Annotated in this window: 18 protein-coding genes and 1 rRNA gene; 8 read left to right on the top strand and 11 right to left on the bottom strand. The window is 39.9% G+C overall.

Annotated features, from left to right (window positions below; genetic code table 11):
- Positions 1–165: 165 nt before the first annotated feature.
- Positions 166–277, top strand: a 5S ribosomal RNA gene (rrf, locus tag Q0192_RS10985).
- 202 nt (positions 278–479) lie between these two features.
- Here the strand turns inward: rrf and Q0192_RS10980 are convergent.
- Positions 480–1,853, bottom strand: coding sequence for an exonuclease domain-containing protein (locus Q0192_RS10980; protein ID WP_299289527.1), 1,374 nt, complete (start codon positions 1,851–1,853; stop codon positions 480–482).
- A 226-nt stretch (positions 1,854–2,079) separates the two neighbouring features.
- Here Q0192_RS10980 and fabG point away from each other — a divergent pair, with 226 nt between their 5' ends.
- The 4 genes from fabG (at position 2,080) to Q0192_RS18800 (ending at position 5,340) form a co-directional block, all read left to right on the top strand.
- The gene (gene fabG / locus Q0192_RS10975; RefSeq protein ID WP_299289526.1) at positions 2,080–2,823 is read left to right on the top strand and encodes a 3-oxoacyl-[acyl-carrier-protein] reductase; all 744 of its coding nucleotides are present in this window, start codon (positions 2,080–2,082) and stop codon (positions 2,821–2,823) included.
- A 33-nt stretch (positions 2,824–2,856) separates the two neighbouring features.
- A complete protein-coding gene (locus Q0192_RS10970; RefSeq protein WP_299289525.1) occupies positions 2,857–3,033 on the top strand; it encodes a DUF3253 domain-containing protein in 177 nt (58 codons plus the stop codon).
- Between the two features lie 101 nt (positions 3,034–3,134).
- Positions 3,135–5,231: a hypothetical protein gene (locus Q0192_RS10965; RefSeq protein ID WP_299289524.1), complete on the top strand. Its 2,097-nt coding sequence runs from the start codon at positions 3,135–3,137 to the stop codon at positions 5,229–5,231.
- Positions 5,218–5,340: a DUF2683 family protein gene (locus Q0192_RS18800; protein WP_366518179.1), complete on the top strand. Its 123-nt coding sequence runs from the start codon at positions 5,218–5,220 to the stop codon at positions 5,338–5,340. The genes Q0192_RS10965 and Q0192_RS18800 overlap by 14 nt, the downstream gene beginning before the upstream one ends.
- A gap of 9 nt (positions 5,341–5,349) precedes the next feature.
- Here Q0192_RS18800 and Q0192_RS10960 read toward each other — a convergent pair whose 3' ends face one another.
- The 5 genes from Q0192_RS10960 to Q0192_RS10940 form a co-directional block, all read right to left on the bottom strand.
- Complete coding sequence (locus Q0192_RS10960) at positions 5,350–5,691, bottom strand: septum formation initiator family protein (RefSeq protein ID WP_299289523.1); 342 nt, start codon at positions 5,689–5,691, stop codon at positions 5,350–5,352.
- Between the two features lie 176 nt (positions 5,692–5,867).
- A complete protein-coding gene (locus tag Q0192_RS10955) occupies positions 5,868–7,136 on the bottom strand; it encodes a DEAD/DEAH box helicase (protein ID WP_299289522.1) in 1,269 nt (422 codons plus the stop codon).
- 198 nt (positions 7,137–7,334) lie between these two features.
- Entirely contained in the window at positions 7,335–8,630 is a 1,296-nt protein-coding gene (gene eno, locus Q0192_RS10950) for a phosphopyruvate hydratase (RefSeq protein ID WP_299289521.1), read from the bottom strand.
- Positions 8,631–8,819: 189 nt separating this feature from the next.
- Positions 8,820–9,923: an ABC transporter permease gene (locus Q0192_RS10945; protein ID WP_299289520.1), complete on the bottom strand. Its 1,104-nt coding sequence runs from the start codon at positions 9,921–9,923 to the stop codon at positions 8,820–8,822.
- Between the two features lie 207 nt (positions 9,924–10,130).
- Complete coding sequence (locus tag Q0192_RS10940; protein WP_299289519.1) at positions 10,131–10,895, bottom strand: ABC transporter ATP-binding protein; 765 nt, start codon at positions 10,893–10,895, stop codon at positions 10,131–10,133.
- Between the two features lie 278 nt (positions 10,896–11,173).
- Between Q0192_RS10940 and Q0192_RS10935 the strand changes: the two genes are divergently transcribed.
- The gene (locus tag Q0192_RS10935; RefSeq protein ID WP_299289518.1) at positions 11,174–11,701 is read left to right on the top strand and encodes a DUF2911 domain-containing protein; all 528 of its coding nucleotides are present in this window, start codon (positions 11,174–11,176) and stop codon (positions 11,699–11,701) included.
- A 55-nt stretch (positions 11,702–11,756) separates the two neighbouring features.
- Positions 11,757–11,954 carry a cold-shock protein gene (locus Q0192_RS10930; protein WP_174290567.1) on the top strand — a complete coding sequence of 66 codons (198 nt, stop codon included), beginning with the start codon at positions 11,757–11,759 and terminating at the stop codon, positions 11,952–11,954.
- Positions 11,955–12,037: 83 nt separating this feature from the next.
- Here Q0192_RS10930 and Q0192_RS10925 read toward each other — a convergent pair whose 3' ends face one another.
- The 5 genes from Q0192_RS10925 to Q0192_RS10905 all read right to left on the bottom strand — a co-directional run bounded on the left by Q0192_RS10925 (position 12,038) and on the right by Q0192_RS10905 (position 15,648).
- The gene (locus tag Q0192_RS10925) at positions 12,038–12,406 is read right to left on the bottom strand and encodes a helix-turn-helix domain-containing protein (RefSeq protein WP_299289517.1); all 369 of its coding nucleotides are present in this window, start codon (positions 12,404–12,406) and stop codon (positions 12,038–12,040) included.
- 27 nt (positions 12,407–12,433) lie between these two features.
- Positions 12,434–12,745 (bottom strand): type II toxin-antitoxin system HigB family toxin, encoded by a 312-nt coding sequence (locus Q0192_RS10920; protein ID WP_299289516.1) that lies wholly within the window; start codon positions 12,743–12,745, stop codon positions 12,434–12,436.
- A 59-nt stretch (positions 12,746–12,804) separates the two neighbouring features.
- Positions 12,805–13,002, bottom strand: a complete 198-nt coding sequence (locus tag Q0192_RS10915) for a YwbE family protein (RefSeq protein WP_299289515.1) — start codon at positions 13,000–13,002, stop codon at positions 12,805–12,807.
- 1 nt (position 13,003) lies between these two features.
- The gene (gene argH / locus Q0192_RS10910; RefSeq protein WP_299289514.1) at positions 13,004–14,335 is read right to left on the bottom strand and encodes an argininosuccinate lyase; all 1,332 of its coding nucleotides are present in this window, start codon (positions 14,333–14,335) and stop codon (positions 13,004–13,006) included.
- Between the two features lie 236 nt (positions 14,336–14,571).
- Positions 14,572–15,648, bottom strand: a complete 1,077-nt coding sequence (locus Q0192_RS10905; protein ID WP_299289528.1) for a M20 family metallo-hydrolase — start codon at positions 15,646–15,648, stop codon at positions 14,572–14,574.
- A gap of 373 nt (positions 15,649–16,021) precedes the next feature.
- On the opposite strand from Q0192_RS10905, the gene Q0192_RS10900 reads away from it, so the two are divergent.
- Positions 16,022–17,012: DUF5117 domain-containing protein (locus Q0192_RS10900; protein WP_299289513.1), on the top strand; the 991-nt coding region annotated here is incomplete at its 3' end.

Genomic DNA, 17,012 nt, shown 5'->3' with positions numbered 1-17,012 from the left:
TGACATCATAGCCAAGCAGTACTAATAACCCGAAGCTTTCTCATAGCAGGTAATTCATAGTCGCAAGACTAAATATTAATACTGTTGTTTTCTCTACACAATATCTTCTTTCAATAATATGTCATTGTTATTTATTTTTTACAAAGAAAATAACATTAAAAACATTCAGGTGCCTATATCGGCGGTGTCCACCTCTTCCCATTCCGAACAGAGAAGTTAAGCCCGCCAGAGCCAATGGTACTGCCGTAACAGGCGGGAGAGTAGGTCGGCGCCAAAACTTAAAACTAAAATGCCCCTCTGCCTAAGCAAAGGGGCATTTTGGTTTTATAAAAAAACTGGAAAGAAAAGAATAAATATAAATATAAATATAACTCTATGACAGATCTCGTGGTTTCCGATAGTTAGGTCGTTTGTTTCCATACTTCTTTTATCCCTATAAATTACATATCTATCGCAGTATCATATTTGGTCTTTAGAATTTAAAAAGTTAAGGAAATCAACTTCTCTGGATTCTGGTTAGCAAATTTTAAAATCAAATTTTTAATATAATCATTGCCGGCAATGGGTGTTAAAAGTCCTTTTAATACTTTAACATCCGTTTCGTAAATTGCTTCTTTTACATAACCTATTCCGTAAAACTGCCCTTCTTCCATTAAAATCAAGCTTTGTTCATCGGCTTCACGCCCTTCGTCATAAATCAGGAAAGTAGGCATTTTTATACGAAGCTGTTCTATCGCTTTTATAATTCTTACATTATAATCGACTGATGTTTCTTTACCTTCACAAGCACCAAAACAATAACCATCAATAGTTCCACTACAAAATTCCTCGTTGTTCTGCATGAAGCAAAGCTTTGGGCAAAGGTTAAAATCCACCATCAAGTTTCGTAATAACTCATAACCTTCCAGCATCAATCCAAAAGTATAAATGTGTTTATTATACTTTTTCTTTTTTCCAATGGCTAAACGCAAATAACCGTTTTGGTCTTCAAACTGGTAAAGTGCATAGGCATGTTCAAAACGCTTTAAAGCACGATTATGAGCAGGCCATAGTTTTTTTATTTCTGCAGCTTCTAAAATTAAAGCCATCAATTCTGTACCACAAATTTGCCAGGAAATGTTATAAATTTCTCTTAAAAAATTTTGTCGTTGCTTATTCGGGTTGTTTCCCGTAAAATGGCTGTTTACTCTTTTCTTTATATTTTTTGCTTTGCCAACGTAAATTACTTTTCCTTTTTGATCGTGAAAGTAATAAACGCCGGGATTTTGCGGCAGCTTTTGTACTACGTCTTTAGGTAAATGTGGTGGAAGAACCTGTTCTTTAGATTTTGTAAGTAATGATGTCTGCAAATGATTTTCCTTGTCGTTCTTCAACAATAACGAAAATAAAGTGGCAGTTGCAAAAGCATCGCCCATGGCACGATGTCGGCTTTCGTTATCAATTCCTAACTGATAACACAATTTACCTAAACTGTAAGATGGATAACCCGGAATAATTTTCCGACTCAAACGAACCGTACACAGCTTTTTACATTGCAAATCAAAACCAGCGGCCGAAAGATGATGCCGGACAAAAGAATAATCAAAGTTTACATTATGCGCCACAAAAATTTTATCATGCAATAACTCATAAATTTCCGCCGCAACTTCCGCAAATGTTGGTGCTTCTTTTACCATATCATTATTGATACCGGTTAAAGCCTGGATATAAATCGGAATGGGTTGGTTTGGATTGATCAACGTTTCAAACCGGTGATAAACCTTTTCACCATCATGCAAAATAATGGCAATATCGGTAATCCCATTCGCGCTGGCATGGCCGCCAGTAGTTTCAATATCAACAATTGCATACATAAATCAAATCCGGCTTGAACCTTTTTTATCGGTAAAACAAAGATAGTTAAACTAATTTCGTTAGTAAGATGAAAAGAAAGGTTTTCAACAAATGACAATTTTATGCCGATAAAAGAAGCATTCGTTTTTGATTGATTGGCGATGCAAGTATTATCAATCGAACTAAAAAACTCTTTTCCGCTTTAGGTCAAAATAATTAACTTCACAGCGGATCATATTTTTATAAATGAAATTATTAGAAGGAAAAGTTGCACTGGTTACCGGTGCTTCTAAAGGAATAGGACGAAAAATTGCCGAAAAATTTGCCGAGCATGGTGCAAAAGTTGCTTTCACTTATTTGTCATCGGTAGAAAAAGGACAAGCTTTAGAACAGGAACTGCAAAAATTTGGTACGCAAACAAAAGGTTATCAATCGGATGCTTCTAATTTTGCAGAAGCAGAAAAATTGATCAACCAAATTGTTGCTGATTTTGGTACGCTCAATATTGTGGTTAATAACGCCGGCATCACCAAAGATGGTTTGCTGATGCGGATGACGGAACAAAACTGGGACGAGGTGATGAATGTAAACTTAAAATCCATTTTTAACGTTACAAAAGCAGCCTCAAAAGTGATGATGAAAAACCGGAACGGCGTTTTTATCAACATGAGTTCGGTAGTTGGCGTGCAGGGAAATGCCGGACAGGCAAATTATGCCGCTTCAAAAGCGGGGATTATCGGTTTTTCAAAATCAGTGGCGAAAGAATTAGGTTCGAGGAATATCCGAACCAATGTAGTTGCGCCGGGATTTATCCGTACAGAAATGACGGAAGTTTTAGACCCGAAAGTGGTGCAAGGCTGGGCCGATGCAATTCCGTTAAAACGCGCAGGCGAAACCGAAGATGTGGCTAATACTTGCGTTTTTCTGGCTTCGGATATGAGCAGTTATATTACTGGCCAGGTTTTTCCGGTGGATGGCGGAATGCTTTAAATTTTATGAATGCTTCTTTTACCGCATTAAATTTTGTCTGATAACGTTATCAAAAACACAATTTTAACGATGGCTGCTTCGCGCGGAACGGATAAAACAATTTGTCCGTCCGAAGTCGCAAGGGTATTGTTTGGAGAAAACTGGCGAAAAGAAATGCAAACCGTACGCGATGCCGCGTTTGATTTGGCCGGAAAAAACCAGGTTATGTAACGCAAAAAAGAAAAAAAGTGGGACCCGAAAATTTAAAAGGGCCAATCCGTATCAAAATTATCAACCCTGAAACCTAAATTATAATCGTTTTAAACCTGATTATGCTGTATTTAATTTCGGTTTCGTGGGGAGCGGTTTCTGGCTGGTGGACAATTGGCTGCCTTGCACTTGGCCTTTTATACAGCTTTTTGTTGTACCGGCAACCAACCAACAGCAGCAAAAACTGGCGAAATGCTTTGTTTGGCATCCGAACAATTGCTGTTTTTATCCTGTCTTTTTTGTTGTTGGCGCCGCTGGTCAAATCGGTCAGCAAGCATCTGCAAAAACCTTTGATTTTGGTTTTGCAAGATAATTCTTCTTCTATCAATCAATTTCCCGCAAAAAACTTTCAACCGGCAGCCTTTATCCGGCAACTTCATCAGCTTAAAAATAATTTGGGCGATGATTACGACGTGCAGGAATTTAACTTCAGTAAAAATCTTTCCAACGGTTTTTCTGATTCGTTAAACGGTAAGCAAACGGATATTTCCGGTGCGCTTCAAGCTGTCAATAACCGTTTTGGCAATCAAAATATAGGTGCCGTGATTTTGGCTTCTGATGGTTTGTATAACCGCGGCAGTTCTCCGCTCAATACGGCTTCAACCTTAAAAACCAATATTTACACTATTGCTTTGGGCGATACGATCCCCAAAAAAGATGTTTTGATTGACCATGTTGATTACAATAAAACTGCTTTTTTGGGGAATGATTTTATGGCCGAAGTTTTTGTGGAAGCGCGACAAACCAAAGGCAAAAATTTACAGCTTAACGTTACGGAAGACGGAAAACAGGTTGCCAGCAAACAAATTAGCGTTGCCGAAAATGATTTTAAAAAGGCAATCCCGATAAAATTAAATGCGGCTAAAAAAGGCATCCAAAAATTTCAATTCAGTCTGGTGCCTGTTGCTGATGAAATTTCTACCGCCAATAATTTGGAAACAATTTATGTGGAAGTGCTCGACAACCGCAAAAAAGTTTTGATTTTGTACGATGCGCCACACCCGGATATTGCCGCGATCAGGCAATCGTTGGAAAGCAACCAGAATTACGAGGTAAAAACAAGTTTGATCGGCGACTTTGACGTGGGCAAATTAAACGATTACAATTTGCTGATCCTGGAACAATTGCCTAACAACCACGCAAACTTGCAATCATTATTAACACAAGCTGATCGGCTGAAAATTTCGATTTGGTATTTGCTGGGTGCAGAAAGTAACATTTCACAACTGAACAATTTGCAAAAAGCGGTAAGCATCAGCAGCGGAAGCCCGAACATGCAGGAAGTTTTTGCTGCGCCCGATGCTTCTTTTACCAGCTTTATTTTGTCGGATTCTGTCCGTACAAAAATCAGCAGCTTTCCACCGTTGCTGGCGCCTTTCGGCAACTACAGTTTTGGCGCAACTACGGCTGTGTTGTTGAAACAGAAAATTGGTACGGTTTCAACTTCTTATCCGTTGCTGGCTTTTGCAGAAGAAAACGGCCGGCGGACAGCTATTTTGACCGGCGAAGGTTTGTGGCGCTGGCGGTTGAACGAATTTCAGCAATTTGGAAACCACCACGCTTTAGACGAATTGTTATCGCAAGCCGTGCAATATCTTTCTGTAAAAAACAACCAGAAGCGTTTTAGTGTTGCTTCAACCAAAACTGTTTTTGATGAAGATGAAAACATCATTTTGCAGGCCGAATTGTACAACAAAGCGTTTGAGTTGGTTAACCAGCCTGATGTGCCAATCACGATCAAAAACAAATCGGGCAAAACTTATAGTTTCCAGTTTTCCAGAAACAATCAATCTTACCAACTCAATGCCGGAAGTTTGTCGGCAGGTGAATACACTTTTGAAGCGCAAACTAAATTAGGCAACGAAAATTTTAAAGCAAGCGGCAATTTTTCGATCAAAGCTTTGGTGGCCGAAGCTGCGCAAAGTGCTGCCGACCATCAGCTTTTATTTGCTTTGGCAAAGCAAAACGGAGGCGAAATGCTTTTTCCGAATCAATTAAACCGTTTGCCAGCTTTGATCCGCAAAAATGAAAACATCAAAACGATTGTTTACCAGGACAACAATTACCGCGAAGTGATTGACGAAAAATGGATTTTTGGATTAATTTTGCTGCTGCTAAGTTTAGAATGGTTTTTAAGGAGAAGAAATGGTGAAATCTAAAATTATTTACAATCCAAAATTTGTAGCGAAGATTAAAAAATCAGAGAAAAACTTTAAGGAAGGAAAGTATATTTCCATTAAAGTTGAAAATTTATGGAAGGAGCAGTAGATACTTCTTTTATCGCCCAAAAAATGATTTCTTCTCTTTTTTCTCGGTAACGATAACAAAAATATCTTCGTCCGCTTTTTTCATCAGGTATTTTTCGCGGGCAAATTTTTCTAATTTTTCTTTGTTGGAAGTCAGTTCGTTCAGTTGTTTTTGCACGTCGGCTGTTTCTTTGGTGTAAAACGCGTGTTCTTCTTTCAGTTTGTTCAGTTGCTGTCGGTATTCGTATTGCGAAAGCAAATCGTTCCGGTCGAAAAAAATCAACCATACCAAAAATACAATGCTGATCAGCAAATATTTATTTTTAAAAAGGTCGAGCAGGCGTTGCATGAAAACCAGTAGCGTAAATTTCATTTAAAGATAAGCAAGTAGTTTGGTTAAATGCAAACGCAGGATTTTTACTTACGAAAAAAAACAGGTTTTGTTACCGTTTTAAAAATTGACGGAACAAAACCTGCTTATGTAATTGAATTTTTATCAAGAGCGGACACCAATTTTAGGTGCATAAAAGAAGCATCCGAAAAATCAGCTTAATTGGTTGTGCGCGGACGGCGGGAATTGTTGTGGTTTCTTCCCCTGAAATCATCGCCGGATGAATTTCTTTTCCCGCGGTTGTTATTTCCACCATTTGTTTTAGGTTGAAATTTTTGCGCCATGCTGCCTTGTTTCGGCGGATAAGGATGATCGGAAACGGGAATGGTTTTGTTAATCAGTTTGTGAATATCCTTCAAAAAATCCTGTTCTTCGGCATCGCAAAAAGAAAAAGCGGTTCCGTTTAAACCGGCACGGCCCGTTCGGCCAATGCGGTGGACATAAGTTTCCGGAATGTTTGGCAACTCGTAATTGATCACGTGCGTTAATTCGTCCACATCAATTCCGCGTGCCGCAATATCGGTGGCAACCAAAATACGTGTAGTCCGGGCTTTAAAATTGCTTAAAGCGCGTTGCCTTGCGTTTTGCGATTTGTTTCCGTGGATCGCTTCTGCCGTAATATTTGCGCGGAGAAGGTCTTTCACTACTTTATCGGCACCGTGTTTTGTTCGGGTAAAAACCAAAGCGGTTTGAATGGACTTATCTTTTAAAACATGCAGCAATAAATCCCGCTTATCACTTTTTTCGACCATGAAAACAGCTTGTTCAATGGTATCGGCGGTGGAAGAAACAGGCGTAACTTCAACTCTTTCCGGTTTGTTCAAAATGGTATCGGCCAGTTCTTTAATTTCTGACGGCATGGTGGCCGAGAAAAACAAAGTTTGCCGTTTAGTAGGCAATTTTGCGATGACTTTTTTAACGTCGTTTACAAAACCCATGTCCAGCATCCGGTCGGCTTCATCCAAAACCAAAATCTGGATATGTTGCAGGTTGACGAAACGCTGGTTCATTAAATCGAGCAAACGTCCGGGCGTGGCCACTAAAATATCAACGCCGCGTTGCAAAGCTTCGGTTTGTGGATTCTGAGAAACGCCGCCGAAAATAACCAGATGTTTTAAACCGGTATTACGGCCATAAGCTTTAAAGCTTTCTTCAATTTGGATGGCCAGTTCGCGTGTTGGCGTTAAAATCAGCGATTTGATGGTTTTTTGTTCTTTGTGCTGCTGTTTTTGCTGATATAAAAGCTGCAAAATCGGAATGGCAAAAGCAGCCGTTTTTCCGGTTCCGGTTTGTGCGCAGCCTAAAAGGTCTTTTCCCTTTAAAATTAACGGGATAGATTGTTCCTGGATAGGTGTGGGCTGGGTATAACCTTCTTGTTTTAAAGCCTTGAGGATGGGCTCAATTAAATTTAATTCGTCGAATAACATGAAAATGTTTTACTTAATGTGCTAACACGACTGTATTAGCGGTCAGGTGATGTGCTTAAGATCAAAGCCGGTAATAGAGCGGGTAATAATAGGGGCAAAGATACGGTTAATTTATGGTTTGCGAAATTTGGACGTGGACACAAAAAAAGCCAGCTTTTCGGGCTGGCTTTTGAGATACTTCTTTTATCGGTTAAAATTTTACTTCTTCAGATACTTAAAATCTTTTCCGATAAATTTTGCACTTGCTCCTAATTCTTCTTCGATACGAAGCAGTTGGTTGTATTTTGCAATCCGGTCTGAACGGGAAATAGAACCGGTTTTAATCTGACCGCAATTTAAAGCAACCGCCAAATCAGCAATCGTAGCATCTTCAGTTTCGCCGGAACGGTGGCTCATTACGGAAGTATAACCATTAGTTTGTGCTAAAGTAACCGCATTGATGGTTTCGGTTAAAGTACCAATTTGGTTTACTTTTACCAAAATTGAATTACCAACGTGCAGATCAATACCTTTTTGTAAACGGGTTACATTGGTAACAAACAAGTCGTCGCCTACTAATTGTACTTTAGCGCCTAATCTTTCGGTTAACAGTTTCCATCCGTCCCAATCATCTTCAGACATACCGTCTTCAATAGAAATAACCGGATATTTTTCGGCTAATTGCGCCAGGTATTCTACCTGCTCTGCGCTGGTACGGATGGCTCCTTTTTCGCCTTCAAACTTGGTATAATCGTATTTGCCATCTACATAAAATTCGGAAGCGGCACAGTCAAATGCTAAGAAAATCTCTTCGCCTGGTTTGTAACCTGCTTTTTCTATTGCTTTTAAAATGGTTTCTACACCATCTTCTGTGCCTTCGAATGTTGGAGCAAAACCACCTTCATCACCAACTGCGGTTGATAGTCCACGGTCGTGCAATATTTTTTTCAGGTTGTGGAAAACTTCCGATCCCCATCTCAGCGCTTCTGAAAAAGAAGGCGCACCAACAGGCATAATCATAAATTCCTGGAACGCGATAGGCGCATCGGAGTGAGAACCGCCATTAACGATATTCATCATTGGGATGGGCAATGTGTTTGCATTTACACCACCAATATAGCGGTATAAAGGTTGGCGGCTTTCCTGCGCAGCAGCTTTAGCAACCGCTAAAGAAACGCCCAGAATAGCGTTTGCTCCGAGGTTTCCTTTATTTTCCGTTCCGTCTAATTCGATCATGAATTGATCAATTGCGTTTTGTTCAAAAACGTCCATGCCTTTTAGTTCATCGGCCAACTTATCATTAACGTTGGCCACGGCTTTTAAAACGCCTTTGCCCATGTATTTGGTTTTGTCGTTATCGCGCAGCTCAACAGCTTCGTGGGCACCAGTTGAAGCACCGGAAGGCACGGCAGCCCGCCCCATTGCACCGTTTTCGGTTAAAACATCTACTTCAATAGTAGGGTTGCCGCGCGAATCCAGGATCTGGCGGGCATGAACATCAATTATTAAGCTCATAATCAAAAAATTTCAATTGGATAATTTACCTTAGTGTTAAGTTTACACGCTTGTGCTTACGCAGCCAAATATACAACTTGCAAAGATTTATATGGTAAAAGAAGCATTTTAACAGAAAGTTATTGGTTCATGGGTAATAGTTCATCGCCATGCTTCCCGCTCACCACTCTTGCCTCATCGCTCTCGACCTCATTCCCATTTAAAAGTTTTAACCGCAACGGCGTAAACGGCAATTCCCCAAATGGCAAGGATTAGTAATTGATGGCCAACATCGGTTAAACCGGCACCTTCAAAAGCAACTTTGCGCATGGCATCGTTCAGATAAGTCAATGGCAATGCTTTACTGATGGGTTGCAGCCGATTTGGAAATGCGCTGATCGAAAAAAAAGTACCGGAAAGCAGGAACTGTGGCAACGTAACAATGTTGGCAATCGGCGGCACAGAACTTTCATTTTTGGCGATCCCGGAAATGATAAAGCCAAATCCCATAAAAACGATGATACCGATAGCGGCCAGAATCAGCATATTAACTACGGTTATAAAACCGTGGATCAGCGTAAAACCAAAAGCAAAATGCCCGATCAGGATGATGATCAATGCGCCGATCAAGGCAAAAGTAATCCGTGCCAAAGCTTCGCCCAAAACAATACTGTAACGTTGGACGGGCGTGGCAAAGAAACGTTTGATAACCAACGTAAGGCGCAAACTTAAAAAAACGAAAGCCGTACCAAAAACGCCGGTGCTTAACAAAGAAAAGCCCAATTGGCCAGGCAAAATAAAATCAATGGTTTTATAAATACGGCCTTCCACCGTAACTTCCCTCAGCTCGGCCAAAGGCGGAGGGGAATTTGGCGCATGTAAATTGATCTGGTAAAAAACGTTGTTCAGCAGCGATTTTAAGATGTTCCCTTTTTCTAAAGATGCTTTAGTGTATTGCACATTTACGGTGTAGGCAGGAAGTTTCTCGGGATTATTTTGGACGGAAACGATACCGTCCAAACGACCTTTTTCAAGTTCGGATTTCATTTCTTCCGGCGTTTCGGTTTCTACCAACTGGATGGCTTTTATCTTTTTTAATGCCTGATAAATAGGATTTTGCGGATTGTTGTTTTTTGCAACGCCAACGTCAATGGTAATTCCGCCGCCACCGATAAAACCAAAAACCAGGATAAAAACCAAAGGAAAGGCCAGCGTGAAAACAACAGAAGACGGGCTGCGCAAAATAGAACGGAAACTGGCTTTTGCCATCGCCAGCGTGGCTTTAAAGTTGCTGTAAGGTAAGGGTTGGTTCATTTCTTGTTTAGCTATCGGCTTTCAGCAATCAGCTTTCAGCTTCAATAAATAGTTTTATAATTAGCGTTATCGGTTTAGCAATTAAGCTGATGGCTGAAAGCTGACTGCTTTCGGCCTTCAACTATCAGCCTGAATAAATAGTTTATTTTTAATTTTAATAAGCAAGGTTTTTGCTGATAGCTAACGGCTGATAGCTTTCAGCTTTTCCTACATTTCCCGCAAATCTTTTCCGGTTAAATGAATGAAAACGTCTTCCAGGTTGGCGCTTTTAACTTGTTTTTCGCGTTCAAAACCGGATGCAACCAGTTTATCAATAAAATGGTCGGGCGAGTTGATGCCAATCACTTTTCCAGCATCTACAAACGCTACCCGGTCGCACAGCACTTCCGCTTCATCCATATAATGTGTGGTGATGACAACCGTAGTTCCGGCATTGCGGATGTTGCGGATCAAATCCCACAAATTGCGACGCGCTTGCGGGTCTAAACCGGTGGTTGGCTCGTCCAAAAAAACAATCCGCGGATTATTGATAAGTGTTGTGGCGATGGAAAAACGCTGTTTTTGTCCGCCCGAAAGTTCTTTGTAGCGTGCTTTGGCTTTATCCACCAAAGAAACTTTGCCCAGCATTTCCAGCGGGCTAACTTTGATGCCATACAAACCCGAAAAAAGTTCGATGAGTTCTGTGAGGTTTAAGTTTGGATAATAACCGGCGGCTTGTAGTTGCACGCCAATGCGTTTTTTGATGCTGCCTGGGTCTCGGTCTACCGAAAAACCATCTACCATAACTTCTCCTGAGGTTTTATCGCGCAGCGTTTCCAGGATTTCTAATGTTGTGGTTTTTCCTGCACCGTTCGGGCCGAGCAAACCAAAAATTTCTCCTTCAAAAACTTCAAAACTAATCTGGTCAACAGCGGTAAAACTGCCGTACTTTTTAACCAAGTTTTTTACAGTGATGATCGGTTTTAAATTCATTTATCAATTTGAAATAACAACCTGAAAAGTAAGCAAAATTTTCTATTCGCCGTTTTTGTAACGATGGTAAAAATATCAACAAAAGCAAGAAATGTTAATGCTTCTTTTATCGTATAAAAATTGGTGTTTGTATCCATTCAAATAAACCAAAATGAAATGCTTACCGATTTTTATATGATAAAAGAAGCACAGAAAATAAATTGAATAAAATTTAAACAGGCTCTTAATTTTAGCTTCCATAAATTTTCTGCATCTTCGTTTCAACAAAAAAAACCATTATGAAAAAATTATTGCTAAGCCTGATCACAGGAGTTTTATTTACCACTTATTCTGCCAATGCGCAAGATAAAAACAAACCGCGCCCAAGTTTGCCTGATACCGTTAAAACTACGATAAGCAGTGGCGCAACAGTGGAGATTGACTACAGCCGTCCTTCTGTAAAAGGCCGTACCATTGGCAAAGATTTGGAGCCGATGGAAGGAAAAGTTTGGCGCACCGGAGCCAATGAAGCTACCAGTTTTGTGGTGGATAAAGCGGTTAAAGTAGATGGAAAAACGCTGCCTGCTGGTAAATATGCTTTTTTTACCATTAAAAATGGTAACGTTTGGACCTTGATTTTTAACAAAACTTGGAAAACCTGGGGCGCGTTTGATTACGAAAAAAACAAAGCCGAAGATGCTTTAAAAGTGGATGTTAAAGGTGCAAAAGCGCCATCATTTGCCGAAAAAGTAACTTACACTGTTGCCAAAGACGGTAAAGTATCCATGCTTTGGGGAGATTACATGGTAAACTTTACTGTTAAATAAATAGCAGATACCAAATTTAATACCTACCTTAGCAGAATTATAAATAAAAATTACAATGCAAAAAGAAGGTACAGTTAAATTTTTTAACGAAACAAAAGGATTCGGATTCATCATCCCAGAAAATTCAGGAGAAGAAGATGTATTCGTTCACTCATCTGGTTTAATTGATCAGATCCGTGAAAACGACAAAGTGAAATACGATGTTGAGCGTGGCAAAAAAGGCCTGAACGCGGTAAATGTACAAGTTATCTAACCCAAGATATAAAATTCATTAATCGTTGAAAAAAAGCTGCTTCCGATTAGGAAGCAGCTTTTTTTATGAGGTAGAAAATTGGATTAAACTACCGCTGATTCTGATAAAAATATCTCCGAAGGAATGTCTAAAAATTTATGAAGCGCTTTTGCCATTTTAAGTGTAAGTTCTCTTTTACCGGAAAGTACAAGCGAAACATGGCCTTTGCTTCCGATAATTGCCTCCAAATCTTTAGCTTTTAAGCCTTTTTCTTCCATCTTTAGCTTGATCACTTCAATTGGGTCTAATTCTGGAATAACAATATTTTTATCTTCATAATCTTTAACCAAAACCAATAAAAGCTCTAATTCTTCAAACTCAGGCGAACCAGGTTCAGCATGAAATATGCTAATTGTACGTTCAAGAGCTTTTTGATACTCCGTTTCACTTTTGATTACTTTCCAATCGTTCATATACTTCTTAATTAGTTATTGGTTTTTTTATCGGACATCAATGTACTTTATAGTTGCAGCATCAATTCGATCATATTCTTTATGAGTGCCAAACCAAATAATGTAAGCAGCCTGTGCTTTAAAGTTTATAGTGGTAACTAATCTAAAATCATTTCCTTTTATATTAAAAATAACCCTATGATTAGCTATAATACTTGCATTACCAAATACTTCTTTTAATTTGTTAAAAGTATTAAATCTTCTGGTTCCAAAATCCTTTAGCCAATATAATAAAGCCGTTTTCGCTAAAGGATATTGTTCTGTATAATAAATTACAGTTCTTTTGGTAATTATGTTCACAACTTATTGTTATAAAGTAAAGCTAGTTAAAAGTTTTCATATTGAAAACAAATTCTAACTTACTTCTCCACAATCTCAATCACCCTTCCAACTTGCCCGTCTTCCAACCGAACTTTAATTCCTTTAGAATGAAAAGTCGAACTTGTCAGTAAATCTTTCACAATTCCTCGCGTTCTTTTGCCGCTTCGCTGATCTTTTTTTAAGATGATATCTACTTCCAGCCCCGGATAAATATCGCTTCGGTTTTGTCCGTTCATGTTAACTTAACAATTTTTCGATGGCTGCATCAATTTTCTCAAAATGGAAAAGCTTCAATACATCCTGCATACATTCCGTTATTTCTTCATTGCACAAGTTGCCAATGCTGCCTTCATGCGTGTGGTTCACCGTTTTTATAGGGCTAAAAGAAGCATTTTCAATTTCGGCCCCAATTTGCTGGTATGCTTCGCGGAAAGGCACGCCGCTTAAAACGCGACGGTTGGTTTCTTCTACGCTGAATAGGTATTGATAACGTTCATCTTCCAGGATTGCTTCTTTTACCGATATATTTTCAAGCATAAAAGCAGCCATTTGCAAACAATCTTTTAAATCAATAAACGCCGGGAACAATGTTTCTTTCAACAATTGCAAATCACGATGATAGCCGGAAGGCAAGTTCGTAGTCATTAAAGCAATATCGTTTGGCAAAGCCTGGATGCGGTTACATTTGCCGCGCATGATTTCCCAAACGTCCGGGTTTTTTTTGTGCGGCATAATGCTGGAACCGGTTGTTAATTGATCGGGATAACTTACAAAAGAAAAATTCTGGCTTAAATATAAAGTTTGGTCCACCGCCATTTTGGCCAATGTTGCGGCAACAGCAGATAAACCTTGCGCCACAATGCGTTCCGTTTTTCCTCTTCCCATCAAAGCATAAACCACGTTGTAGTTTAAACTTTCAAAACCCAATAATTTGGTTGTCAAAGTTCGGTTTAAAGGGAAAGATGAACCATAACCGGCCGCCGCGCCCAACGGATTTTTGTTGGCGACTTTGTAAGAAGCCAGAACCATTTCCAGATCATCTACCAAACTTTCGGCATACGCGCCAAACCACAAACCAAAAGAGGAAGGCATCGCAATTTGCAAATGCGTGTAGCCAGGCAAAAGCACATCTTTATATTGGTTGCTCAATTTGATCAGCAAATCAAACAACGTTTTTACCAGCGATACAATTTCCCGGATTTCATGGCGGAAAAACAGTTTCAAATCCACCAAAACCTGATCGTTACGAGAGCGGCCACTGTGGATTTTCTTTCCGGCCTCGCCAATGCGTTGCGTTAAAAGCCATTCAATCTGCGAGTGCACATCTTCCACTTCGGGCTGAATGGTAAAGCTTCCGGCTTCGATTTCCTGATAAATCTTTTTTAATTCCTGCTGAACCAATTGCAAATCCTCAGTACTCATCAAGCCAATACTTTCCAGCATTTGGGTGTGCGCCAACGAGCCAAGCACGTCAAAAGCGGCCAGTTGCAGGTCAAATTCGCGGTCGCGGCCAACGGTAAAACTTTCGACCAATTCGTTTACGTTGGTGGTTTTTTGCCAGATTTTCATTTTTTATTTTGTTGCGAATGTTAAATCACCTATGCTGTTTTTATATGGTAATTTTATGTATGATTTATGAACCATCAACCATTAACTTTTTACCTATTTGTATTGATACTGTTTTTATCGGGTATTTTTATGTATGATCCATGAACAATAAACCATCAACTTTTTACCTATTTGTGTTGATACTGTTTTTATCGGTCATTTTTATGTATGATCCATGAACTATAAATCATGAACCATCAACTTTTTGATCTTACCAATCGGTCCAGCATTTGTATGTACAATTCAATGCCTTCTTTGATTTCATCTACATAGATAAATTCGTCGGCCATATGCGAACGGCCGGAATCGCCCGGGCCTAATTTAATGGAAGGAATATCCAGCAGCGATTGATCGGAAGTGGTAGGCGAGCCGTAAGTGGTTCGGCCTAAAGCGATTCCGGCCTGAACAAAAGCATGTTCTTTTGGGATGGATGAAGGTTTTAAGCGGATAGAACGCGGTTTCACTTCGCAATCCACCTGTTCACGGATCATTTTTAAAACTTCTTCGTTACGGTAAGCATCGGTAACGCGCACATCAACCGTAAACGTACAAGTTGCCGGGACCACATTGTGCTGAGAACCAGCGTTGATGATGGTAACCGACATTTTAATCGGCCCAAAAACTTCCGATTCTTTTGGAAAACGGTACGTGCGGAACCATTCGATATCCTTCATGGCTTTGTAAATGGCATTGTCGCCTTCCTCGCGAGCCGCGTGTCCGGCACGTCCGAAACTGGTGCAATCCAAAACCATCAGACCACGTTCGGCAATGGCCAATTGCATTTGTGTGGGTTCGCCAACAATACCAAAATCTAATTTCCCCAATTCGGGCACAATCAGTTCCAACCCGTTATTGCCCGAGATTTCTTCTTCGGCGGTGGTTGCCAAACAAAGATTATATTTTAAATTTTCTTGCGAAAAATAGTGGATAAAAACAGCAATCAGCGAAACCAAACAGCCGCCTGCATCATTGCTGCCCAAACCAAACAATTTTCCATCTTCTGTTTTAGCGTCGAAAGGATCACGTGTGTAGCCGGAATTTGGCTTAACCGTATCGTGGTGCGAATTCAATAAAATAGTTGGTTTTGCAGGATCAAAATGCTGGTTCCAAGCCCAAATGTTGTTCAGTTTCCGGTGTGTTTTTACATCATATTGCACCAAAAAACGATTGATAATTTCGGCAGTTTTATGTTCCTCTTTGCTGAACGAAGGCGTGGCAATTAATTGTTGTAAAAGTTGTACGGCTTGATGAAATAGAATATCGGTGGTCAACATTTGTTCGGGCAAAACTAAAATCCAGTCGCGCAAAAATAGTGTTTTGTTTAAGAAGAAGGGAGGCGTGGATTTAAAATGAAATCAATTTTAAGCCGTTGACAATTTCAATTTTATATAGGTAAAAGAAGCACCATCAATTTTTACCTTTTCAAATTATAAGTTTTAAAAGTAATATCTGTAACAATTTAAGTAAAAACTTCAAAATCTGATCTTTCTCTTTACAATTAATTGTATTTTTCAAAAGTTAACGATTTTTAAATTTTTAATCGTTCGGTTTTTTTGAGTTTTTAAATCAAGCTGAATTAAAATATCAGCACAATGCTGTTTTTACCGATATAAAATCATCAAACTTTAAATCTATCCATAATCAATTATGAAATATTTTTTACCCCTAACTGCTGCTGTATTTGGTGTTGGTAGTTTGGCTGTTGCCCAAAATCAAATTCCGCAAACGCAAAACCAACGAACTGATACCAAGCCTGCTGCAACAATTGCTTCCATCACCCAAAACCTCAAAAAATTTGATGGTTTCTATACCTTTTATTACGATGAAAAAAGCGGAAAGGTTTATCTCGAAATCAGCAATTTTGACAAAGATTTTTTGTATTTCAGTTCCCTGGTTGATGGTGTTGGAAACGGTGGGCCGGAACGCGGACAAGCTTCTTCCGTGATTACCCGTTTTATAAAAGTTGGGCCGAAAGTCTTTCTGGTTCAGCCGGTTACCAATTATCGTTCGGTCAATGGAAATGCGGATGAAAAGAAAGCAGTCGAAAACTCCTTTGCCAAATCTGTTATCTTCGGTTTTGCGCCGGTTGCTGCCGAAGGTGGAAAAGTGCTGATTGACCTGACACCTTTTATCATCCGTGACAGTCAACGGATTGGTGATGTTTTAGGGACTGCTGGCGGCAATCCTGGTGCTGCTGCTTCCCGTGGTGCAAACCGTGGCATTGCCGGTGGTTCTGCTGCTGGTGGTTATCGTTTGGATGAAAGCCGGTCTGCTGTTTTTACGGATAATACCAAAAACTTCCCTAAAAACACAGAATTTGAGGCTTTGCTCACTTTTACCGGTGGTAGTGGCCGTGCTGCCAGTTTTGGCCGTGGCGGCGGTATTGCTGCCGATCCTTCTGCCGTAACCGTTCGGATGCACCAGGCTTTTGTGGAATTGCCGGATGGTAATTTTAAGCCGCGCAAGTTTGATCCGCGTTCTGGTTTTAACGCTTTTAGTTATTATGATTTTTCGGCACTAATGTCAGAACCAATCATCAAAAGATTTACGGCGCGCCATCGTTTGGAAAAGAAAAACCCCAATGCGGCCATGAGCGAAGCAGTTGAACCAATTGTGTATTACATTGACCGTGGTGCGC

Source organism: uncultured Mucilaginibacter sp., from assembly GCF_937859865.1.
Classification (GTDB): domain Bacteria; phylum Bacteroidota; class Bacteroidia; order Sphingobacteriales; family Sphingobacteriaceae; genus Mucilaginibacter_A.
Note: the sequence above shows the minus strand (reverse complement) of the source record. Positions and strands in the feature narration are given on the sequence as shown.